At 52.2% G+C, this 22,587-nt stretch carries 22 protein-coding genes; 13 read left to right on the top strand and 9 right to left on the bottom strand.

The features are described 5' to 3' along the window. Positions 1-32 precede the first annotated feature (32 nt). Positions 33-209 (top strand): hypothetical protein, encoded by a 177-nt coding sequence (locus NNN64_RS17855; protein ID WP_271442242.1) that lies wholly within the window; start codon positions 33-35, stop codon positions 207-209. A 62-nt stretch (positions 210-271) separates the two neighbouring features. On the opposite strand, the gene zupT is transcribed toward NNN64_RS17855, so the two are convergent. Continuing rightward, positions 272-1,045 carry a zinc transporter ZupT gene (gene zupT / locus NNN64_RS17850; RefSeq protein ID WP_003024600.1) on the bottom strand — a complete coding sequence of 258 codons (774 nt, stop codon included), beginning with the start codon at positions 1,043-1,045 and terminating at the stop codon, positions 272-274. 147 nt (positions 1,046-1,192) lie between these two features. Between zupT and ygiD the strand changes: the two genes are divergently transcribed. After that, entirely contained in the window at positions 1,193-1,981 is a 789-nt protein-coding gene (gene ygiD / locus NNN64_RS17845; RefSeq protein ID WP_137382555.1) for a 4,5-DOPA dioxygenase extradiol, read from the top strand. A gap of 85 nt (positions 1,982-2,066) precedes the next feature. Here the strand turns inward: ygiD and NNN64_RS17840 are convergent, their stop codons facing one another. The 3 genes from NNN64_RS17840 to tolC all read right to left on the bottom strand — a co-directional run bounded on the left by NNN64_RS17840 (position 2,067) and on the right by tolC (position 5,540). Then, positions 2,067-3,227 (bottom strand): glutathionylspermidine synthase family protein, encoded by a 1,161-nt coding sequence (locus NNN64_RS17840; protein ID WP_271442241.1) that lies wholly within the window; start codon positions 3,225-3,227, stop codon positions 2,067-2,069. A gap of 5 nt (positions 3,228-3,232) precedes the next feature. Next, on the bottom strand, positions 3,233-3,910 hold the full coding sequence (locus NNN64_RS17835) for a DUF1190 family protein (RefSeq protein WP_016154521.1): 678 nt from the start codon (positions 3,908-3,910) through the stop codon (positions 3,233-3,235). A gap of 148 nt (positions 3,911-4,058) precedes the next feature. Beyond that, positions 4,059-5,540 (bottom strand): outer membrane channel protein TolC, encoded by a 1,482-nt coding sequence (gene tolC / locus NNN64_RS17830; protein WP_271442240.1) that lies wholly within the window; start codon positions 5,538-5,540, stop codon positions 4,059-4,061. A gap of 199 nt (positions 5,541-5,739) precedes the next feature. Here tolC and nudF point away from each other — a divergent pair, with 199 nt between their 5' ends. Genes nudF through parE form a run of 5 tightly spaced genes read left to right on the top strand, consistent with a single transcriptional unit; the run spans position 5,740 to position 10,145 of the window. Further along, on the top strand, positions 5,740-6,372 hold the full coding sequence (gene nudF, locus NNN64_RS17825) for an ADP-ribose diphosphatase (RefSeq protein WP_040233966.1): 633 nt from the start codon (positions 5,740-5,742) through the stop codon (positions 6,370-6,372). Next, the gene (locus NNN64_RS17820; protein ID WP_005123087.1) at positions 6,369-6,791 is read left to right on the top strand and encodes a DUF1249 family protein; all 423 of its coding nucleotides are present in this window, start codon (positions 6,369-6,371) and stop codon (positions 6,789-6,791) included. Before nudF ends, NNN64_RS17820 begins: the two co-directional genes overlap by 4 nt. Positions 6,792-6,815: 24 nt before the next feature. Beyond that, positions 6,816-7,643 (top strand): 3',5'-cyclic-AMP phosphodiesterase, encoded by an 828-nt coding sequence (gene cpdA / locus NNN64_RS17815; RefSeq protein ID WP_271442239.1) that lies wholly within the window; start codon positions 6,816-6,818, stop codon positions 7,641-7,643. Then, positions 7,643-8,224: an esterase YqiA gene (gene yqiA, locus NNN64_RS17810; protein WP_271442238.1), complete on the top strand. Its 582-nt coding sequence runs from the start codon at positions 7,643-7,645 to the stop codon at positions 8,222-8,224. The genes cpdA and yqiA overlap by 1 nt, the downstream gene beginning before the upstream one ends. 28 nt (positions 8,225-8,252) lie before the next feature. After that, on the top strand, positions 8,253-10,145 hold the full coding sequence (parE, locus tag NNN64_RS17805) for a DNA topoisomerase IV subunit B (protein ID WP_271442237.1): 1,893 nt from the start codon (positions 8,253-8,255) through the stop codon (positions 10,143-10,145). A gap of 106 nt (positions 10,146-10,251) precedes the next feature. Here parE and NNN64_RS17800 read toward each other — a convergent pair whose 3' ends face one another. The 4 genes from NNN64_RS17800 to qseB all read right to left on the bottom strand — a co-directional run bounded on the left by NNN64_RS17800 (position 10,252) and on the right by qseB (position 13,293). Beyond that, positions 10,252-10,566 carry a putative quinol monooxygenase gene (locus NNN64_RS17800; RefSeq protein ID WP_003024557.1) on the bottom strand — a complete coding sequence of 105 codons (315 nt, stop codon included), beginning with the start codon at positions 10,564-10,566 and terminating at the stop codon, positions 10,252-10,254. Positions 10,567-10,596: 30 nt separating this feature from the next. Beyond that, on the bottom strand, positions 10,597-11,178 hold the full coding sequence (locus tag NNN64_RS17795) for an NAD(P)H-dependent oxidoreductase (protein WP_271442236.1): 582 nt from the start codon (positions 11,176-11,178) through the stop codon (positions 10,597-10,599). Positions 11,179-11,287: 109 nt separating this feature from the next. Further along, positions 11,288-12,637: a quorum sensing histidine kinase QseC gene (qseC, locus tag NNN64_RS17790; protein WP_271442235.1), complete on the bottom strand. Its 1,350-nt coding sequence runs from the start codon at positions 12,635-12,637 to the stop codon at positions 11,288-11,290. Beyond that, the gene (gene qseB / locus NNN64_RS17785; protein ID WP_137382562.1) at positions 12,634-13,293 is read right to left on the bottom strand and encodes a quorum sensing response regulator transcription factor QseB; all 660 of its coding nucleotides are present in this window, start codon (positions 13,291-13,293) and stop codon (positions 12,634-12,636) included. Before qseB ends, qseC begins: the two co-directional genes overlap by 4 nt. 152 nt (positions 13,294-13,445) lie before the next feature. On the opposite strand from qseB, the gene NNN64_RS17780 reads away from it, so the two are divergent. The 6 genes from NNN64_RS17780 (at position 13,446) to NNN64_RS17755 (ending at position 21,968) form a co-directional block, all read left to right on the top strand. Continuing rightward, on the top strand, positions 13,446-13,841 hold the full coding sequence (locus tag NNN64_RS17780; protein WP_271442234.1) for a YgiW/YdeI family stress tolerance OB fold protein: 396 nt from the start codon (positions 13,446-13,448) through the stop codon (positions 13,839-13,841). Positions 13,842-13,916: 75 nt separating this feature from the next. Continuing rightward, positions 13,917-14,783, top strand: coding sequence for an AraC family transcriptional regulator (locus NNN64_RS17775; RefSeq protein ID WP_271442233.1), 867 nt, complete (start codon positions 13,917-13,919; stop codon positions 14,781-14,783). Positions 14,784-14,930: 147 nt separating this feature from the next. Next, positions 14,931-17,189, top strand: coding sequence for a DNA topoisomerase IV subunit A (gene parC / locus NNN64_RS17770; RefSeq protein WP_271442232.1), 2,259 nt, complete (start codon positions 14,931-14,933; stop codon positions 17,187-17,189). A 196-nt stretch (positions 17,190-17,385) separates the two neighbouring features. Further along, entirely contained in the window at positions 17,386-18,123 is a 738-nt protein-coding gene (gene plsC, locus NNN64_RS17765; protein WP_040233973.1) for a 1-acylglycerol-3-phosphate O-acyltransferase, read from the top strand. A 71-nt stretch (positions 18,124-18,194) separates the two neighbouring features. Continuing rightward, positions 18,195-19,607 (top strand): cell division protein FtsP, encoded by a 1,413-nt coding sequence (gene ftsP, locus NNN64_RS17760; RefSeq protein ID WP_005123112.1) that lies wholly within the window; start codon positions 18,195-18,197, stop codon positions 19,605-19,607. 189 nt (positions 19,608-19,796) lie between these two features. Continuing rightward, positions 19,797-21,968: a YgiQ family radical SAM protein gene (locus NNN64_RS17755; RefSeq protein ID WP_202037744.1), complete on the top strand. Its 2,172-nt coding sequence runs from the start codon at positions 19,797-19,799 to the stop codon at positions 21,966-21,968. Between the two features lie 136 nt (positions 21,969-22,104). Here the strand turns inward: NNN64_RS17755 and NNN64_RS17750 are convergent, their stop codons facing one another. Then, positions 22,105-22,560, bottom strand: a complete 456-nt coding sequence (locus NNN64_RS17750) for an HIT family protein (protein ID WP_271442231.1) — start codon at positions 22,558-22,560, stop codon at positions 22,105-22,107. Positions 22,561-22,587: the final 27 nt, after the last annotated feature.

Raw genomic sequence — 22,587 nt, 5'->3', positions numbered from 1 at the left:
GTTTAATGATGTTAAATTTTAAGGGTAAAAGAATGTTTATTGCCTGGTATTGGATTGTATTAATTGCACTCGTTGCTATCGGTTATTATTGCCATATGAAACGTTATTGCAGAGCGTTCCGGCAAGACAGAGATGCATTACTTGAGGCGCGCAACAAACTGTTTCGCCATACGGGCGAAGGTGGTACCACCGTCAAGGACCACGAATAGTAGCCCTGCCACCATGAATGAGGCGGATGTTCTGAGTCACAGAGCCGCATCCGCCATCGGCTTCACCCGATGCCCATAGATTGCAGGATAACCAGGCTGAGGCCCATTACCGACATTCCACACAGTACCCCATAGCTGGGATTATTATTGGGGTCGATTTCTTTTGCCAGCGGCATCAGCTCATCAACGGATAATGCGACCATAATTCCGGCGACCGCGGCCATAATTGCCGCCATTACCACGGGCGAAATCAAACTGCCCAGAATTAACCATGCCAGTACCCCACCTAATATTTCCGCCATTCCTGAGATCCCTGCCCAGAATATAGCGGTACGTTTGGAACCTGTGGCAGCATAAACGGGCCCGGCAACGGCTAAACCTTCAGGTATATTATGTAATGCAACGGCCAGTGCGATACCAAAACCCAACTCCAGGTTGCTGCTGGCAGTAACAAAAGTCGCGATCCCTTCCGGAAAGTTGTGCAGGCTGATACCCAGCGTTAATAAAATTGCAGTACGCTTAATGGAACCGGGTAACGGCTGTGTGGTTTTTTGGACTAAATCCTGAGGGTGAGCGTGCGGCAGCAAACGATCCAGGCCAAAGTAGCCCAACAAACCAACGATAAACATCCCGTAACCCAGCACCGGCGACATTCCCTCTGCTGCCAGTGCGGCTGGCAACATTTCCATCAGGGAAATCAGCAGCATGATACCTGCGGCAAAACCCAGAGAAAACGCGAGAACGCGGTTAGAGGGTTTTTGTCCCAGCACGCCAAGAAATGCACCGATAAATGTGGCGGCGCCTGCCAGTAAGGTCAGAAGTAAAGGTACTGACATCGACAAATAAAACTCCTTATCAATCTGCTGTTCGGGGCGGATCGTCAAAATAACTGATGATCTTCATCATGGTTATCTGAGTTCTTCATCAACCGAAAAAGCGTATTGTGGTGATATCAAAATGACTCCCTCAGTAAGGATATCATCATGTCTTCAACTCGTATGCCAGCATTGTTTTTGGGACACGGCAGCCCAATGAATGTTCTGGAAGATAACGTTTATACCCGCGCCTGGCAGCAACTGGGGGAAACGTTGCCACGCCCGAAAGCGATTGTTGTGGTCTCGGCACATTGGTTCACTCGTGGGACAGGTGTGACGGCGATGGAAGCACCAAAAACGATCCACGATTTTGGTGGTTTCCCGCAAGCACTGTATGACACGCATTATCCGGCCCCTGGGTCTCCTGAACTGGCTCAGCATCTGGTGGATCTGCTTTCTCCAGTGCCAGTCACGTTGGATAAAGAGGCGTGGGGATTTGACCACGGCTCATGGGGCGTGCTGATCAAGATGTACCCGAACGCGGATATCCCGATGGTGCAGTTGAGTGTCGATAGCACTAAACCTGCGGCCTGGCATTTTGAAATAGGCCGTAAGCTGGCAGCATTGCGCGATGAAGGCATTATGCTGGTGGCCAGTGGCAACGTGGTACATAACCTGCGTACAGCACGCTGGCACGGTGAGAATACACCATACCCGTGGGCGACCTCATTCAATGATTATGTGAAAGCCAACCTGACCTGGCAGGGACCGGTTGAACAGCATCCGCTGGTGAATTATCTCGAGCATGAAGGCGGATCGTTGTCGAACCCAACACCGGATCACTTCCTGCCGCTGCTGTATGTTTTAGGCGCATGGGATGGTAAAGAACCTGTAACGATCCCTGTCGATGGCATTGAGATGGGTAGCCTGAGTATGTTGTCGGTGCAGGTCGGATGATGAATGCCCGATGGCGCTGCGCTTATCGGGCATTAAATTCGTGTCGTAGGCTGGGTAAGGCGAAGCCGCCACCCGGCACTCTCAATTATTCGACAAAAATATGCGGATAGAAGCGTGAGAGATCCTGGGTGATCAACGCTCTGTCTTCACGAATGCCGATCCCGGCAGGTTGATCGTTAATCAGCCAGCTGCCGATCAGCATATAGCTGTCGCCAAATTTTGGTAGCTGATGGAACTGCTGTACGATCATACCTTCTTCACCGTATGGCCCTTCCACGGCTTCGATCGTTTTACCGTTTTCAATGATGGAAACGTTAGCCCCTTCACGCGAGAAGATTGGTTTCACGACAAATTTATCCATCTGCGGATAGTCGTCTTCGGCGAAATATGCCGGTAGCAGATTCGGGTGATCCGGGAACATTTCCCACAGCAGCGGCAGCAGTGCTTTGTTGGAGATAATGCTCTTCCATGCCGGTTCCAGCCAGCGAACGCCAGCGTCTTCCAGCTTGGTGGAGAACATTTCACGCAGCATAAACTCCCACGGATACAGCTTGAACAGGTTGGCGATCACCTGGTCCTGCATGTCCGTGAACTGACCTTTTTCACCGAGCCCGATATCTTCGACATAGAGAAATTCAGTGGCAATTTCAGCCTCAGCCGCACAATCCTGCAAATACTGGATCGTTCCACGATCTTCGACCGTATCGCGACAGCAGGTCAGGTGCAGCAACTGAAAACCGTACTGCTCGCGCAGCTCAGTGAAACGTTCGATCAGTTTTTCCTGCAGGCTGTTGAACTGATCGCTGCCTTCCGGCAGGTTGCCCGCATTAAGCTGATCTTCCAGCCAGATCCACTGGAAAAAAGCAGCTTCATACAATGAGGTTGGCGTATCTGCGTTGTTTTCCAGCAGCTTGGGTTCACCCGTGCCATCCCACGCCAGATCGAGACGGGAGTAAAGCGACGGCTGCTGTGTCTGCCAGGACTGGCGAACAAAGCCCCAGGTATGTTTTGGAATGCGAAACTTGGTCATCAGCTCATCGCTGTTGATGACTCTTTCCACCACTTTGAGGCACATCTGATGCAGCTCTGCGGTGACCTCTTCCAGTTTTTCAATCTGGGCCAGCGTGAGCTTGTAGTAGGCATCTTCACACCAGTACGGCTCGCCGTACATGGTGTGAAAGTTGAAACCGTATTCGGTAGCTTTGTCGCGCCAGTCCGGGCGCTCAACAATACTGACTCTTTCCATAGGGATCAGCCACCCATCGAACGTGTCGTGGTGCCGCTGGCGCTACGTTGCATGGTGCTCTGTTTTGCCACCGACTCACCAAATCCACCGCGCGTAACGGTAGACGTTGTGGCAGGTTTTGGTGCCATCGCGGTTTTCGGAACGGTCATGGTGCGGCCCGGTGTGGCGGCACCATAGTTTTTACCGCCGGCATCAGTGTATTTGCCATATGCCGGGCTTGCCGGATTTTTCGAGCTGAACAGCGGTTGTTGCGCGCCCATGCCGCCGCCCATCATCCGACCCATCATGTAACCCGCCATCAGCGGCATCCAGAAGCTGCCACTGCTTTGATTCTGCGCTTGAGCCTGGCCTTCGCCCGTAGGTGCCATTCCTGCCTGGGCAGGTGCCTGCTGGCACTGACCTTCACCGAACTCGGCAATACAGTCTTCGCGCGTGGCGTATTTTGGCGCCGTGCGTTCAGCTTCTTTCAGTGCGTTGTTGAATGCGGTAGTACATTCAGCGCTTTTACCCGGATTCGCCGCAGAGCAGTCGTCCGCATTCTGATAAAGCGAAACTGTTTCGTCACTCTTTTCACAGCCTGCCAGCATAAAAACAGCGGTCACAGCCAGTGCGACAGGAGTCAGATGGCGTGCGCTCCAGCTTTTGCGGAACGACGCGTGATGTATAGATTTTGTCCGTTTCATTTATGTCTTCCAGGACCCAGTGGTAAATACTGCTCAGAATAGAGGATGGCTGGTCGAAATTGAAGCGGGAAGAGGCGAGAATGCGGAAGAAGGGGCGGATCTTTACGTTGTCTTACGTTCAGACGGGGCCGAAGCCCCGTCATCAACATCAATTACGGAACGGGTTGTTGCCGTTACTGCTGCTGGTTGTATGTGCTGCTGCCGGTTTGACCGCCGGTGCCGCACTGTTCGCGGTATATCCGTCTGCCGCGGCGTCTTGCTGGGTGTTTTCCGGCGCAACGGCGTCAGGTGCGGTGGAAATAGGTTTGCCCAGCGTATTGTTCAGCGCCACCAGATCCTGCTCGTTAAGCGTACCGAGCGCAGACTTGATGTTTAACTGGTTGATAAGATAAGTATAACGCGCATTTGCCAACTGCTGCTTAGCGTTGTACAGCGTGGTGGTGGCATCCAACACGTCCACGATGGTACGTGTACCGACAGAATAACCCGCTTCCATCGCGTCCAGGGAGCTTTGCGCAGAGACAACGGCTTGTTTGTACGCATTAATGCTACTGATAGACGCATTAATGTTGTTGAATGACGAACGAACGGTCTGCACTACGCTGCGGTGCGCGCTTTCCAGTTGCTCGCTGGCGCCCACAAAGTTGTACTGCGCTTGTTTAACCTGCGAGTTAACCATCCCGCCCTGGTACAGCGGCAGCGAGAAGTTCAGACCAATTTTGTTCTGGCCCTGGTTGCTGTCGTCATACTGAGAGGTGTTAGTTTTAGAACCACTGTAAGAGGTATCAGATACACCGGTAGAGGCGGTTAAACCCAGCGTCGGCAGATGACCATCCTGCGCCAGACGAATTTGCTCACGCGCCAGATCCTGACTTAAACGTGCCTGCAATAACGTCAGGTTGCGGTTTTCTGCTTCTTTCAGCAGTGAATTCACCGCCTGCGGTTTGTTGGTTTTAAAACCATCAACATTGAGCGAGGCCAGTTCCGGGTAGTAATTGCCGGTGACCTGACGCAGTTGTTCAACGGCGTTGTCCAGGTTGTTACGCGCGGTAACTTCGTTCGCCAACACGGTATCGTACTGTGAACGGGCGTTCTGTACGTCAGTAATGGCAACCAGGCCAACGTTAAAACGCTGGGTCGTCTGATCTAACTGACGATAAACGGCGTCTTTTTGTGCCTGGGTATAAGAGAGCACGTCAATCGCGTTCAATACGTTAAAATAGGCCGTGGCGGTATTCAGGATCAGCGTTTGCTGATCGGTCTGATAAGTCACATCCTGGATGCCTGCTGATTTTTCTTGCAGCGTCAGGGCACGCCATTTTGACATATCGAACAGAGTCTGAGTCAGGCTTAACGAAGCACTGGTCGCGTTGGAGTTGACGCCATTGGCATCACGAAAACCATTGCTGTAGGTGTAATCGGCACCTAAGCCCAGTTGCGGCAGTAAAGGACTACGCGCTTCGTTAATTTTTTCGAATGCAGCATCGCGATCGGCGGCGGATTTACGCAATTCCGGGTTGCTCAGGCGTGCTTGCTGATAAACCTGCATCAGGTTTTCTGCCTGGCTCAGAGTACTGAACCCCGACAGGCTCAGGCCGATAAAGATGGGGAGCAATTTCTTCATTTGCATTCCTTGTTGTGAAGCAGTATTTAGCGCTGATCAAATTGTAAAAATAATTGCTGATTCTAGCAGAATCCGCCACTTCAAAAAGTTGGCGTTACGTGCCATACGGCGTTAATTTGCATCAATTTAACACAAGGGCGCTCAAACAGCAGTCAAACGACCTTGAAATTCACACTTTAATCACTATTGGTACCAGGACAGCACAATGCGTAAACCAGACAACTTGCCAATGACATTCACTAAAAATGATGTAGAAATTATTGCACGAGAAACACTATACCGCGGTTTTTTTTCACTGGATCTTTATCGCTTCCGTCATCGTCTGTTTAACGGTGGTATGAGCGGTGAAGTGAAGCGTGAAATTTTTGAGCGCGGACACGCGGCAGTCTTGCTACCCTTTGACCCTGAGCGGGATGAAGTTGTGCTGGTTGAACAGATCCGTATCGCGGCCTATGACACCAGCGAAACGCCGTATCTGCTGGAAATGGTAGCTGGAATGATCGAAGAAGGTGAAACCGTTGAAGATGTGGCCCGCCGTGAAGCAATGGAAGAAGCCGGACTGGATGTGAAGCGGACTAAGCCCGTGCTGAGCTATCTGGCAAGCCCGGGCGGCACCAGTGAACGCCTGTCGATTTTGGTAGGTGAAGTGGACGCTTCGACCGCAAATGGTATCCATGGTCTGGCGGATGAAAACGAAGATATTCGTGTTCATGTGGTGAGTCGGGAACAGGCTTATCAATGGGTAGAAGAGGGGATAATCGACAACGCGGCTTCTGTCATCGCCTTGCAATGGTTACAGCTGCACTATCAAGAGTTAAAAACTGAGTGGAAAAAATGAAGCGTTACACACCTGACTTCCCTGAAATGATGCGCCTGTGCGAAACCAATTTTTCGCAGTTGCGCCGCCTGTTGCCACGCAATGATGCAGCCGGTGAAACAGTGAGCTATCAGGTTGCAAACGCACAATATCGATTAACGATTGTTGAATCGACCCGATACACTACGCTTGTCGCGATCGAACAGACGGCACCAGCGGTTACCTACTGGAGTCTGCCGTCGCTGACTGTGCGCCTGTATCATGATGCGAGGGTGGCTGAAGTGTGTTCAAGTCAGCAGATCTTTCGCTTCAAAGCGCGGTATGATTATCCAAATAAAAAGTTGCATCAACGCGACGAAAAGCATCAAATTAATCAGTTTTTGGCCGACTGGTTACGGTACTGTTTAGCACATGGAGCGATGGCGATTCCGGTTTATTAGCGTCGTGAAACCTAAGGACACCATTTGGAAAGCCTGTTAACCCTTCCTTTGGCTGGTGAGGCCAGAGTCAGGATCTTACAAATTACAGACACTCACCTGTTTGCCGAAAAGCATGAAACCTTGCTGGGTGTGAACACCTGGGATAGCTACCAGTGCGTACTGGATGCAATACATGCAGAGTCGCCAGAGTACGATCTCATCGTCGCGACTGGGGATTTGGCGCAGGATCAATCCGCTGCGGCTTATCAGCATTTTGCTGAGGGCATCGCAAGTTTTCGTGCGCCCTGCGTTTGGTTACCCGGTAATCACGATTTTCAGCCAGCGATGTACAGCGCGCTTCAGGATGCGGGTATTTCCCCCGCCAAACGCATCTTCATCGGTGAACAGTGGCAAATTTTGTTGCTGGACAGCCAGGTTTTTGGCGTCCCTCACGGTGAGTTAAGCGAATTTCAGCTTGAATGGCTGGAGCGTAAACTTGCTGATGCGCCTGAACGTAATACGTTGCTGCTTCTGCATCATCATCCTTTGCCTGCGGGCTGCAGTTGGCTCGATCAACACAGTCTGCGTAATGCGGCGGAGCTCGACAACGTGCTGGTGAACTATCCGCGCGTGAAGTATCTGCTCTGTGGGCATATTCACCAGGAGCTGGATCTCGACTGGAACGGCCGCCGACTGCTGGCGACGCCATCAACATGCGTGCAATTTAAGCCGCATTGCGCCAATTTCACGTTAGATACGATAAGCCCCGGCTGGCGTACGCTGGAACTCTTTGCAGACGGTACGTTACAGACCCAGGTGTGTCGTCTACAGGGAAATCGGTTTCACCCTGATACCGCTTCAGAAGGCTACTGATGTCTACGCTTCTCTATCTTCATGGATTCAATAGTTCTCCTCGTTCGGCGAAGGCATGTCTGCTAAAAAACTGGCTGGCGGAGCAGCATCCGTACGTTGAGATGATTGTACCGCAGCTACCTCCGTATCCAGCCCAGGCGGCAGAGATGCTGGAGTCTATTATCCTTGAGCATGGCGGCGAGTCGCTGGGGATTGTCGGCTCCTCATTAGGAGGCTACTACGCCACCTGGCTGTCGCAATGTTTTATGCTGCCAGCGGTGGTCGTGAACCCTGCCGTGCGGCCTTACGAACTGCTGGTCGACTATCTCGGTCAAAACGAGAACCCCTACACGGGGCAGCAATATGTGCTAGAGTCACGCCATATTTACGATCTTAAAGTCATGCAGATTGACCCGCTGGAAGCGCCGGATTTGATTTGGCTGCTTCAACAAACGGGCGATGAAGTGTTGGACTACCGCCAGGCGGTGGCGTATTACGCCTCCTGCCGTCAGACAGTTATTGAGGGCGGAAACCACGCATTCACGGGCTTCGAAGATTATTTCAACCCGATTGTCGATTTCCTTGGACTGCACAGTTTCTGACGATCAATTCGAATTGCTAATTTAAACCATGACGCAAACTTATAACGCTGATGCCATTGAGGTACTCACTGGGCTTGAGCCGGTACGCCGTCGCCCTGGGATGTACACTGACACGACCCGTCCTAATCACCTTGGACAGGAAGTGATTGATAACAGTGTGGATGAAGCACTGGCTGGCCACGCGAAACGCGTGGATGTGATCTTACATGCCGATCAATCGCTGGAAGTCATTGACGACGGACGCGGTATGCCGGTGGATATTCACCCAGAAGAAGGCGTTCCGGCGGTCGAGCTGATCCTCTGTCGCCTGCATGCAGGCGGTAAGTTTTCTAATAAGAACTACCAGTTTTCAGGCGGTTTACACGGGGTGGGTATCTCCGTGGTCAACGCGCTTTCAAAACGTGTAGAAGTGAACGTGCGTCGCGATGGTCAGGTGTACAACATCGCGTTTGAAAACGGTGACAAAGTGCAGGATCTGCAGGTGGTCGGTAGTTGCGGTAAACGCAATACCGGTACCAGCGTGCACTTTTGGCCGGATGAAACCTTCTTTGACAGCCCACGTTTCTCTGTTTCTCGCTTAACGCACGTACTGAAAGCGAAAGCGGTACTGTGCCCGGGCGTCGAAATCACCTTTAAAGATGAAGTTAACAATAGCGAGCAGCGCTGGTGCTATCAGGACGGTCTGAATGACTACCTGAGCGAAGCCGTCAACGGCCTGCCAACGCTGCCGGAAAAACCGTTTATCGGTAACTTCAGTGGTGAGACTGAGACTGTAGACTGGGCATTGCTGTGGCTGCCGGAAGGCGGTGAGTTGCTGACTGAAAGTTATGTCAACCTGATCCCTACTATGCAGGGCGGTACGCATGTTAACGGCCTGCGTCAGGGACTGCTGGACGCGATGCGCGAATTCTGCGAGTACCGTAATATTCTGCCGCGCGGCGTGAAGCTGTCAGCAGAAGATATCTGGGATCGTTGCGCCTATGTGCTGTCGGTAAAAATGCAGGATCCACAGTTTGCCGGACAGACCAAAGAGCGTCTTTCTTCACGTCAGTGTGCGGCATTCGTTTCTGGCGTAGTGAAAGATGCCTTCAGCCTGTGGCTGAACCAGAACGTGCAGTCAGCCGAGCAACTGGCGGAAATGGCGATTTCCAGCGCGCAGCGTCGTTTGCGTGCGGCGAAAAAAGTAGTACGCAAAAAGCTGACCAGCGGTCCGGCGCTACCGGGGAAACTGGCGGACTGTACCGCACAGGATCTCAACCGCACCGAACTGTTCCTCGTTGAAGGTGACTCGGCGGGCGGGTCGGCCAAGCAGGCGCGCGATCGTGAATTCCAGGCGATCATGCCGCTGAAAGGTAAGATCCTCAATACCTGGGAAGTCTCTTCTGATGAAGTGTTGGCCTCGCAGGAAGTTCACGATATTTCGGTAGCGATCGGTATCGATCCAGACAGCGATGATCTGAGCCAGCTGCGCTATGGCAAGATCTGTATTCTGGCGGATGCGGACTCCGATGGTCTGCACATCGCGACGCTGTTGTGTGCGCTGTTTGTGAAACACTTCCGTACGCTGGTGAAACACGGTCACGTCTATGTGGCGCTGCCTCCGTTGTACCGTATCGATCTCGGTAAAGAGGTGTATTACGCACTGACAGAAGAAGAAAAAGCGGGCGTGCTGGAGCAGTTAAAGCGCAAGAAAGGGAAACCGAACGTACAACGCTTTAAAGGTCTGGGTGAAATGAACCCGATGCAACTACGTGAAACGACGCTGGACCCTAATACGCGTCGTCTGGTACAGCTCATCATTGATGATGAGGACGATCAGCGTACGAATGCGGTGATGGATATGCTGCTGGCCAAGAAACGTTCAGAGGATCGTCGCAACTGGCTGCAGGAGAAAGGTGACCTGGCGGATCTCGAAGGCTAAGGAATATGAGTATGTAGGCCGGATAAGGCGGCTAATACCGCCATCCGGCAAGGTCATTCTGCCCGATGGCGCTGCGCTTATCTGGCCCGGCGGCCAATACGATAACTTAAATACCCGATTCCAGAATACGAATATTCATGTCCAGCACGTCACCTTTAACGGCTTCGCTGTAGGCTTTCATATGCGGGGTCTGCAAATGCGCTTCAAGATGCGCGATGCTTTCCCACTGTTCAACCATCACGATTGAGTCTGGTGCTGTGGTCTGAAAACTCACACCCGCAGCATGGTCCACCATCGGCGCATAGCCGTGGCAGCCTTCTTCCTTCAGTACGGTCGGAACGATTTTAGCAAACTGATCCAGTACCGCCTGGCGGTGATGTTGACCTGGACGTGTACGGATTTCTGCAATAACAGTAAGCATGATTAACTCCTTCTAATTCCAGGTACCTAGTTAACCAAAAATCTCGGTCAGATGCTTGCGATATTCTGCGATATAACGCGGAACATCTGGCATTTTAATCACGTCATTGGTGATAAACGTCGGCAGTGCTTCCATTCCCAGGAACTGATTTGCTTTATGGAACGGCAGATACACACCATCAACGCCAACACCATGGAAGAATTGGTCTTTTTCAGTGAAGGCTTCCATTGGCGCGTTCCAGGTCAGGGACAGCATGTATTTTTTGCCCTGAATCAGACCGCCGGAACCGTATTTTTTAGAGGCATCTGAACGTGTACGACCATCGCTGGCATACAGCGTACCGTGACCTTCGGTAAACACATCATCGATGTATTTTTTCACCGTCCACGGTGCACCCATCCACCAGCCCGGCATTTGCCAGATAACCACATCAGCCCAGACGAAGTTCTGCACTTCAGTTTTAATGTCGTAATCGCCATCTGCACGCACGATTTTAACATCATGCCCGAGGTCGCGCAGGAGGCCATCCGCGACCTCGGTCAGGGTGTCGTTTAACTGACCGTTGGAGTGAGCGAATTTTTTCGCACCATTGATAATCAGAATGTTGCTCATTTTGTGTCCTCAAGGAAATACGTTTGAGGACGATTTTACCCCCACGGGCGGTGCGGTGAAATTAGCAAAATGTGCAAAGTCTTTTGCATTATTAGCAATAATGAGGTCTTTACCAGCTGATTTTTGCCTCAAAACCGCCTTCCGGAGCATTACCAAAGGAGGCAGACATCCCGTGTAAGGTCGCGATACGACGAACGATCGACAGGCCCAGACCACTGCCGGTAACGCTTTGTCCCGGTGGACGATAAAAGCGTTCACCAATGTGTGTCAGGACTTCCGGTGCAACGCCCGGGCCGTTATCTTTGACGCTAAAATTGCGGGCGTTGAGCGTCACTTCCACAATGCTGCCCTGCGGACTGTAGCGAATCGCATTATCCAGCAGATTCCGCACCATCAGGCTAAGTAACAAGGGTTGTCCCATACGCTTGATATCGTGGGCGTTAATCTGCAAACGCACATCAATATGCGCCTGTCGGGCCGAATGGTAGATATCCATCACCGAAGATTGCAGCAACTCCTCCAGCGAGATTTCCGCTACATCCTGAAGGTTGTCGAGGGAGTCAAGGCGCGAAAGCGTCAGTAACTGATCGACCAGACGTGTAGCGCGATCGATCCCGGCCTGCATCTGCATTAAGGCTTTTTGCCTTGCCTGAGGATCATCGTCAGACAGTTGCGCCACTTCGGTTTGCACTTTCAGCGCCGTCAGCGGACTACGCAGCTCGTGAGCAGCATCTGAAGTAAAGCGCCGTTCACGCACCATGGTGGTATGAATACGAGTGAAAAGTTGATTGAGTGATTCAACCAACGGGCGGACCTCGCCAGGAATGCCTTTCAAACTGAGCGGTTCTTCTGATTCCGGGTCGCGTAAACGTAGCGCCTTCGCCAGTTTTTTCAGTGGTTTAAGTTCAAGACTTAACAACACAATCAGGATTAACAGCATCAGCGGCAAAGCGACCAACCACGGCACTAATTGTGCTGTCACAATCGCTAAAGCCATATCTTCACGATATTCCCATTCCTGGCCGACAACGATTCGATACTTTTTATCTGCGGAAGTCAGCCAGACAAAACGCCATTTATCGTTGTCGCCATTCAGATAGCCATCGTCAAAACCTTCCCGGCGATAGCTATAGGGAATGTACTGACCATTGTCGCCATCGTGAAGAACCATTTTCCCTTCTGGCGTGTAGGCCGCAAAGGTTAGAACATCGTCGTCAATATGACCATGTTTGAATTTTTTCGGGGTATGCGCTATGCGTTCAGAGGCTTTTAGTTCATCGAGATCCAGCGTGATAAGGCGTTTGGCGAACAGCATCTGTTGCGTGTCGAACATCTCATTCACGTTATCGGTCGTTTGCTTCCAGGCGACAAAGCTGGAAATCAGCCAGGTCACTAAAACCAAAATCATGAATATAAGCGTTAGCCTGACGCGCAGGCTGAGGCGTTGTGTGAGTTTCATGCGTCACCCAGGGTGTAGCCAATGCCATGTACAGTGCGGATAAAGTCGCTGCCGAGCTTACGGCGTAAGTGGTGGACGTGCACTTCAACAGCGTTGCTGGAGACGTTTTCATCCCAGTTATACAGTTTTTCTTCGATCAGTTTGCGGGGCAGCACGCGGCCTTTATTACGCATCAGTAGTTCCAGTAGGGCGAACTCTTTGGGTTTGAGTGACAAAGGTTCACCTGCGACTGTCGCGACCAGCGCGCCGGGATCAAGTGAGACCTGACCATGGCTCAGAATATTGCTGGCCTGACCGCTGGCGCGGCGTACCAATGCTTCCAGTCTGGCGGCAACCTCGATGAGTGCAAAGGGTTTGCACAGATAGTCATCCGCGCCCAGGCGCAGGCCTTCAACGCGTTCTGTCAGCGCATCCCGAGCCGTCAGAATCAGCACAGGCTCTTGCTTACCTTTTGCCCGCCATTCGCGCAGGATATCGCGCCCGTCGATGCCTGGTAGCGTCAGGTCAAGGATCACCGCATCATAAGGGGCGCTGTACAGCGCTTCTTTTCCCTGACGACCTTCGGTAAACCAGTCAATGCTGAAACCCATTTTACTCAGACCTGTTTTAAGGCCATCGCCAATCAACGTGTCATCTTCGATCAGTAAAATACGCATATGTTCTTCCCTGCGGTAACGCTCTTTGCCGACAGTAAACCTTGTGACAACGGTCTCTGTACAGCAAAAAAAGTATCTTTTTTTGCCTTAAGAACTTGTTAAGGATTAACTTATTAAATAGTCGTAAACCAACATGAAAGGGAGACATGAAGATGAAAAAATTAGCTGCAATGGTTGCCGTGATGGCATTGTGTTCCGCACCTGTTTTTGCCGCACAGCAGGGCGGTTTCTCTGGACCTACGACGACGACGCAAAGTCAAAATGGCGGGTTTACTGGCCCGAACGGCAGCAGTACCACTGTTGAAAGTGCAAAGTCACTGCGTGATGACACATGGGTCACGTTGCGCGGGAATATCGTTGAACGTATTTCTGACGATCTGTACCTGTTTAAGGATGCCACTGGCACGGTTAATGTGGATATCGACCATAAACGCTGGAACGGCGTAACCGCCGGCCCGCAGGATACGGTTGAAATTCAGGGTGAAGTAGATAAAGACTGGAACTCCGTTGAAATCGACGTGAAACAAATCCGCAAAGTAAATCCGTAATCCTACGAAGAGTACGCAAGATCGGTCAGGATTCAATGCGGCCAGGTGGACAGAATAAGCCACAAGGAGGCAGTGATGAATGACCGATTCAGCGCGGCTTATGCCAGACGATTGCGGTGTGTTTGTGAACACATTGAGCGTCATCAGGATGAGCCCCTTACACTTGAGGCGTTAAGCCGAATGGCGCACAGTTCGCCATTTCATTTTCACCGGCAGTTTACTGCCTGGAGTGGCCAACCGCTTTATCGCTATATCCAGTGGCTTCGTCTGCGCCGTGCTTCATGGCGGCTGGCGTTTAACCCGCAGGATAAAGTCATTGATATTGCGTTGGATGCCGGGTTTCAGAATCCGGAGTCGTTCACACGTGCTTTCAAAACTGCGTTTGGTAAAAGCCCTCGCCAGTTCCGGCAAACCCCGGACTGGCTGGACTGGCACCAGCGTATTCCTAAGCAGGTATTTCAGGAGCAGCACGTAATGGACGTAAAAATTGTCGATGTCCCTCGTATTCAGGTGGCGATGTTAACGCATCGGGGCCATCCGGATTTGGTTAACGCCAGCGCCGCAAAGTTTATCGAATGGCGACGCACGACGGGCTTGTCACCGGTTGTTGGCAGCCAGACATTTGGAATTGCCTGGCATGACCCACAGAGCACGCCGCCGGCAGAGTTTCGTTTTGATATTTGCGGGAGCGTCAGCCAGGCGGTCCCCGAAAATGCGTTTGGCGTCGTGAACAGTGAGATTCCCGCCGGACGCTGTGCAGTAGTGCGCCACCAGGGGGCATTGGACACGCTTTCTGACAGCGTGTGGTTTCTTTTCCGGGAATGGTTACCGGGTAGCGGTGAAACACCGCGTGATTTCCCGGTCTATTTCCAGTATCTCAATTTCGTGCATGAGGTTGCTGAACACGAGTTACTCACGGATATTTATTTGCCGTTGGTATAGCGTTGTTCACAATCAATTCCTGGCGATGCATTGTTATTTCTGCGTCGCCAAATCCACTGAACTTTGTGACTCAACACGCCAGATAGGGTAGTATCTGCGGCAATATTGCCCTTCAATAGACGGGTATAAGTTGAGGAACCACGATTAATGAGCGATATGGCAGAGCGCCTTGCGCTGCATGAATTCACGGAAAACGCCTATCTGAACTACTCCATGTACGTCATCATGGACAGGGCGTTGCCGTTTATTGGTGATGGTCTGAAACCTGTTCAGCGTCGCATCGTTTACGCGATGTCCGAACTGGGGCTGAACGCCAGCGCCAAGTTTAAAAAATCAGCCCGTACTGTCGGTGACGTGCTGGGTAAATACCATCCACACGGCGACAGCGCCTGCTATGAAGCGATGGTGCTGATGGCCCAGCCGTTCTCTTACCGTTATCCGCTGGTTGACGGGCAGGGGAACTGGGGGGCACCGGACGATCCGAAATCCTTCGCCGCGATGCGTTACACGGAATCCCGTCTGTCGAAATATGCGGAAGTCCTGCTGGGTGAACTTGGTCAGGGAACGTCGGATTGGGTGCCAAACTTCGACGGCACCATGCAGGAGCCGAAAATGCTGCCTGCGCGTCTGCCGAATATTCTGCTGAACGGCACGACCGGAATTGCTGTGGGTATGGCGACGGATATTCCACCGCATAACCTGCGTGAAGTGGCCAAAGCGGCAATTACGCTGATTGAACAGCCGAAAACGACGCTGGATCAGCTGCTGGATATCGTACAGGGACCGGATTACCCGACCGAAGCAGAGATCATTACTTCGCGTGCGGAGATTCGTAAAATATACGAAAACGGACGCGGTTCCGTACGCATGCGTGCGGTATGGACGAAAGAAGATGGCGCGGTGGTGATTTCCGCGCTGCCGCACCAGGTTTCCGGCGCAAAGGTGCTGGAGCAGATTGCGGCTCAAATGCGCAATAAAAAGCTGCCAATGGTCGACGACCTGCGCGATGAATCGGATCACGAAAACCCGACTCGTCTGGTGATTGTCCCGCGGTCGAATCGCGTGGATATGGAACAGGTGATGAACCATCTGTTTGCCACTACCGATCTGGAAAAAAGCTATCGCATTAACCTGAACATGATTGGCCTCGACGGTCGTCCGGCAGTTAAAAACCTACTGGAGATCCTCACCGAGTGGCTGACGTTCCGTCGCGATACTGTGCGCCGCCGCCTGAACTATCGCCTGGAGAAAGTACTCAAGCGCCTGCACATTCTTGAAGGTTTACTGATAGCGTTCCTCAACATTGACGAAGTCATTGAAATTATTCGTCATGAAGATGAACCTAAACCCGAGCTGATGTCACGGTTTGGTATTTCAGAAACTCAGGCGGAAGCCATTCTTGAGCTGAAATTACGTCACCTTGCCAAACTGGAAGAGATGAAAATCCGCAGTGAGCAGGATGAACTGGCTAAAGAGCGCGATCAACTGCAGGGCATTCTGGCCTCTGAACGCAAAATGAGTAACCTGCTGAAGAAAGAACTGCAGGCTGATGCGGATGCCTATGGTGACGATCGCCGTTCTCCATTGCAGGAGCGCGAAGAAGCGAAGGCGATGAGTGAGCACGACATGTTGCCGTCTGAGCCGGTGACCATTGTGCTGTCTCAGAGTGGCTGGGTGCGAAGTGCGAAAGGCCACGATATAGACGCTCCGGGCTTAAGCTATAAAGCGGGTGATAGCTTTAAATCGGCGGTGAAAGGGAAGAGTAATCAGCCGGTCGTCTTCGTTGACTCAACCGGGCGTAGCTATGCTATCGACCCGATTACGCTGCCGTCAGCACGGGGTCAGGGGGAGCCGTTGACCGGTAAGCTCACGCTACCACCGGGTGCGACGGTTGAACATATGCTGATGGAAGGCGACGATCAGAAACTGCTTATGGCATCTGATGCCGGTTACGGTTTTGTCTGCACCTTCAATGACCTCGTCGCGCGTAACCGTGCGGGCAAAGCATTGATTACGCTGCCTGAAAACGCGCATGTTATGCCGCCGGTGGTGATTGAAGATGAAACCGATATGCTGCTGGCTATTACCCATGCGGGCCGCATGTTGATGTTCCCGGTGAGCGATTTGCCGCAGTTGTCGAAAGGCAAAGGGAACAAGATTATCAATATCCCTTCAGCGGAAGCGGCGAAAGGCGAAGATGGTCTGGCACAACTCTACGTGCTGCCGCCGCAAAGCACGCTGACTATCCACGTCGGGAAACGCAAAATTAAACTGCGCCCTGAAGAGCTACAGAAGGTAACCGGCGAGCGTGGTCGTCGCGGTACGCTCATGCGCGGTCTGCAACGCATCGACCGTGTTGAGATTGATTCGCCTCGACGCGCCAGTCACGGCGACAGCGAAGAATAACGCCAGCGTCTGGCTCTCCCTGTTTTCGCACAGGGAGAGCTTGTTTTAAAAATTCCCGTGAAACCGTTGTTTATTCGTGCGTTGCGATTAACAATACGCTTTTCCAGAGAGCCGCTCTTAACAATGCCCTAACCTGATGTAGTGTTCGGAATCAGGTGACGTAGAATGCCAGGCTCTTAGGCCTTTAGAGGTTGTTATGCTATATATTTTTCGTTTAATTATTACTGTTATTTACTGCATTTTGGTCTGTATTTTCGGTTGCATATACTGTCTGTTCAGCCCAAGAAATCCAAAACACGTTGCGACGTTCGGCCATATGTTTGGTCGCCTGGCTCCCCTGTATGGCCTGAAGGTCGAGTGCCGCATGCCGCCTGACGCGAAGAACTATGGTAATGCTATCTATATTTGTAACCACCAGAATAACTATGACATGGTTACCGCAGCGAATATCGTTCAGCCACCGACGGTTACAGTAGGTAAAAAAAGCCTGTTGTGGATCCCTTTCTTCGGACAGCTGTACTGGCTCACCGGTAATCTGTTGATCGACAGAAATAACCGCGCCAAAGCGCACAGCACCATTGCGGCAGTTGTGAATCACTTTAAAAAGCGTCGTATCTCTATCTGGATGTTCCCTGAAGGAACGCGTAGCCGTGGCCGTGGTCTGTTACCGTTTAAAACAGGGGCGTTCCATGCGGCAATTGCTGCGGGTGTCCCGGTTATCCCTGTTTGCGTTTCAACGACTTCTAATAAGATCAAATTGAACCGGCTGAATAATGGGCTGGCGATTGTAGAGATGCTGCCGCCAGTGGATATCAGTCATTTTGGTAAAGATCAGGTTCGTGAACTGGCAGCGCATTGCCGCACGCTGATGGAACAAAAAATCGCAGAACTCGATAAAGAAGTTGCTGAGCGGGAAGCTGCCGGTAAGGTTTAATTCGCTCATTTCGGGTTTGTTACAGGAAATGATTTCCTGCGTGTTAATCGCCAGTTTTTCATGGAGCTTATATGTCATTCAGTCGGCGTCAGTTCATTCAGGCATCGGGGATCGCACTGTGTGCAGGTGCAGTTCCGCTGAAGGCTAATGCTGCCGGTCAGCAACAACCGCTACCTGTTCCCCCCCTGCTGGAGTCCCGTCGGGGACAGCCGCTATTTATGACGCTGCAACGTGCGCACTGGTCGTTTACGCCTGGCACGCGCGCCCCCGTCTGGGGTGTTAACGGGCGCTACCTGGGGCCGACAATCCGCGTCTGGAAAGGCGATGACGTCAAGCTTATCTACAGCAACCGTCTGACAGAAAATGTCTCAATGACCGTTGCCGGATTACAGGTGCCAGGTCCTCTTATGGGGGGGCCAGCGCGTATGATGTCGCCTAATGCGGACTGGGCACCTGTGCTGCCGATCCGTCAGAGCGCTGCGACCTTGTGGTATCACGCCAATACGCCAAATCGCACTGCCCAGCAGGTTTATAACGGCCTTGCCGGGATGTGGCTGGTTGAAGATGAAGTGAGTAAATCACTGCCAATCCCTAACCACTATGGCGTGGATGATTTTCCAGTCATTATTCAGGATAAGCGCCTGGATAACTTCGGTACGCCAGAATATAGCGAGCCGGGCAGCGGTGGTTTTGTGGGGGATACTCTTCTGGTCAACGGGGCGCAAAGTCCGTATGTCGAAGTGTCCCGTGGCTGGGTGCGTTTGCGTTTGCTGAATGCCTCAAACTCGCGTCGTTATCTGCTGAAAATGAGCGATGGTCGTGCGCTGCATGTTATCTCAGGCGATCAGGGGTTTTTACCCGCGCCGGTTTCGGTGAAGCAGCTATCGCTGGCGCCGGGTGAGCGTCGTGAGATTCTGGTCGATATGACCAACGGTGATGAAGTTTCGATTACCTGCGGCGAGGCGGCCAGTATTGTTGACAGGATCCGTGGTTTCTTTGAACCTTCCAGTATCCTGATCTCTACGCTGGTACTGACTTTGCGACCAACCGGCCTTCTGCCGCTGGTAACGGATAGCCTGCCAATGCGTCTGTTACCCACCGAAATTTTAAGCGGTTCGCCGATTCGCAGCCGTGATATTAGCCTTGATGACGATCCCGGAATCAATGGCCAACTATGGGATGTCAATCGCATGGATATCACGGCGCAACAGGGCTCCTGGGAGCGCTGGACGGTGCGCGCAGATATGCCGCAGTCGTTCCATATTGAAGGCGTTTCTTTCTTGATCCGTAATGTGAATGGTGCGATGCCGTTCCCGGAAGACCGTGGCTGGAAAGATACCGTCTGGGTTGATGGACAAGTGGAGTTGCTGGTCTATTATGGACAGCCTTCCTGGGCGCATTTCCCGTTCTACTTCAACAGCCAGACGCTGGAAATGGCAGACCGTGGTTCTATTGGACAGATGCTGGTGAATCCGGCTCCGTAACGGATATTCCTGTGCCGGGTGGCGGTTTCGCCTAACCCGGCCTGGGCCGTGCGAAAGCACAGGCACGGTCAGCGTAGCACCAGCAGAGATGAAATTTAACATCCTTACAATACTCCTTCATTTCCCCTGTTGATCCAGCGTATAATCCCCGGCCTTTGATTATTTTTTTACCATTTTTTTGGAAGCATTATGAGCGCAATATCCCTGATCCAACCGGACAGAGACCTTTTCTCCTGGCCGCAGTACTGGGCCGCCTGCTTTGGGCCGGCACCATTTTTGCCGATGTCACGCGACGAAATGGATCAACTTGGCTGGGATAGCTGCGACATCATTCTGGTTACCGGCGATGCATACGTCGATCACCCGAGCTTCGGCATGGCTATTTGCGGCCGTATGCTGGAAGCACAGGGCTTTCGCGTGGGGATCATCGCCCAACCGGAATGGAACAGCAAAGATGACTTTATGCGTCTGGGCAAACCGAACCTGTTCTTCGGCGTAACCGCCGGCAACATGGACTCGATGATCAACCGTTATACCGCCGATCGCCGACTGCGCCATGACGATGCCTATACGCCGGACAACGTGGCGGGTAAACGCCCGGACCGCGCTACGCTGGTTTATACCCAGCGCTGTAAAGAAGCCTGGAAAGATGTGCCGGTTATTCTCGGCGGTATTGAAGCCAGCCTGCGCCGTACTGCGCATTACGATTACTGGTCAGATACCGTACGTCGTTCCGTGCTGGTGGATTCAAAAGCTGACATGCTGATGTTTGGCAACGGCGAACGCCCATTGGTGGAAGTCGCACACCGTCTGGCGATGGGCGAAACCATTGATCAGATCCGCGACGTGCGTAATACCGCGATTATGGTTAAAGAAGCGCTGCCGGGCTGGAGCGGGGTGGATTCCACACGCCTGGATATGCCAGGAAAAATTGACCCCATCCCCCATCCGTATGGCGAAGACTTGCCGTGTGCTGACAACAAACCGGTGGCACCGAAAAAACAAGAAGCGAAAGCGGTAACCGTACAGCCGCCGCGTCCGAAGCCGTGGGAAAAAACCTATGTACTGTTGCCGTCTTTCGAGAAAGTGAAAAGCGACAAAGTACTGTACGCCCATGCGTCGCGCATTCTGCACCACGAAACGAACCCAGGATGCGCGCGTGCACTGATGCAAAAGCATGGCGATCGCTATATTTGGGTTAACCCGCCAGCGATCCCGTTGTCGACCGAAGAAATGGACAGCGTCTTTGCACTGCCGTACAAGCGTGTACCGCATCCGGCATACGGTAGCAGCCGTATTCCCGCCTATGAGATGATCCGTTTCTCGATCAATATCATGCGTGGCTGTTTTGGTGGTTGCTCGTTCTGTTCGATCACCGAGCACGAAGGGCGCATTATCCAGAGCCGTTCTGAAGATTCGATCATCAATGAGATCGAAGCCATTCGCGATACCGTTCCGGGCTTTACCGGCGTGATTTCCGATCTCGGCGGCCCAACGGCAAACATGTATATGCTGCGCTGTAAGTCTCCGCGTGCAGAACAGACCTGTCGTCGTCTGTCCTGTGTTTATCCGGATATCTGCCCGCATATGGATACTAACCACGAACCGACGATTAATCTTTACCGCCGCGCGCGTGATCTGAAAGGCATTAAAAAGATCCTTATCGCATCCGGGGTGCGTTATGACATCGCCGTTGAGGACCCGCGCTATATTAAAGAGCTGGCAACTCACCATGTGGGTGGCTACCTGAAGATTGCGCCGGAGCATACCGAAGAAGGCCCATTGTCGAAGATGATGAAGCCGGGGATGGGCAGCTACGACCGCTTTAAAGAGTTGTTCGATACCTATTCTAAACAGGCCGGTAAAGAACAGTACCTGATCCCCTATTTTATCTCTGCGCACCCGGGTACGCGTGATGAGGATATGGTGAATCTGGCTCTGTGGCTGAAACAGCGTCGTTTCCGTTTGGATCAAGTGCAGAACTTCTACCCATCACCGCTGGCAAACTCTACAACCATGTATTACACCGGGAAAAACCCGTTGGGCAAAATTGGTTATAAGAGTGAAGATGTGGTGGTGCCAAGAGGTGATAAGCAGCGTCGTCTGCATAAAGCCCTGCTGCGTTACCATGATCCTGCTAACTGGCCGTTAATCCGTCAGGCGCTGGAAGATATGGGGAAAAAGCATCTGATTGGCGGTCGTCGCGAATGTCTGGTTCCGGCCCCGACGCTGGAAGAGATGCGTGAAGCACGTCGTCAGAACCGCCATACCCGTCCGGCGCTGACTAAGCATACACCGGTCGCGCACCAGCGTCAGACACCTGCGGCGAATAAAAAACGCGGCAAGGTTGCAGGACGTTAAACGGTCTTAACTGGTGGTGAAGAAATGCCTGATGGCGCACAGCTTATCAGGCCTACGAATTGCACAGTGTTGTAGGCGGGCGATTTGTAGGCCGGATAAGGTACCTGCACCGCCATCCGGCAGGCGTACTCAGTATTTATGCTTCGCGAATTCTGGCCGCTAATGCGGCCAGTTTTTCATCGTCAGCCCGTTCATGGTCATGTGACGACAGATACCCTTCATACTGCTCGAAAAATTTAGTCTGCCGGGACTCAATCGGTTTCCAGTGCGTCAAATCACCTGTGCCATGCATAGGACTGAGCTTACTGTGCACATGATCCACGCCAAACCCTTCGAAAAACATCCCTGTACGGCTGACGTCCGGGAAAGCGTTATCCAGTTTTTTCGCCACCTTTTGGGTCGCCAGCATCAGGTCTGCCAGCGCCTGCGGTGGCATATCAAATGCATAGCTGGGGTAGTGCTTTTTCGGGATCACCACGGTAAACCCCTCGGTGTTCGGGAAAATCGACAGAAAGGCCAGGTGATGCTCGTCTTCCCAGACTTTATGGCAGGGCGCTTTACCTTCAACAATTTGACAGAAAATACAGGTCATTCCTTTTCTCCGTAGATAAGACGTTTC

Origin of the sequence: Citrobacter sp. Igbk 14 (assembly GCF_028069825.1) — a bacterium.
Lineage (GTDB): Bacteria > Pseudomonadota > Gammaproteobacteria > Enterobacterales > Enterobacteriaceae > Citrobacter.
This window is presented reverse-complemented; position numbering and strand designations above follow the sequence as displayed.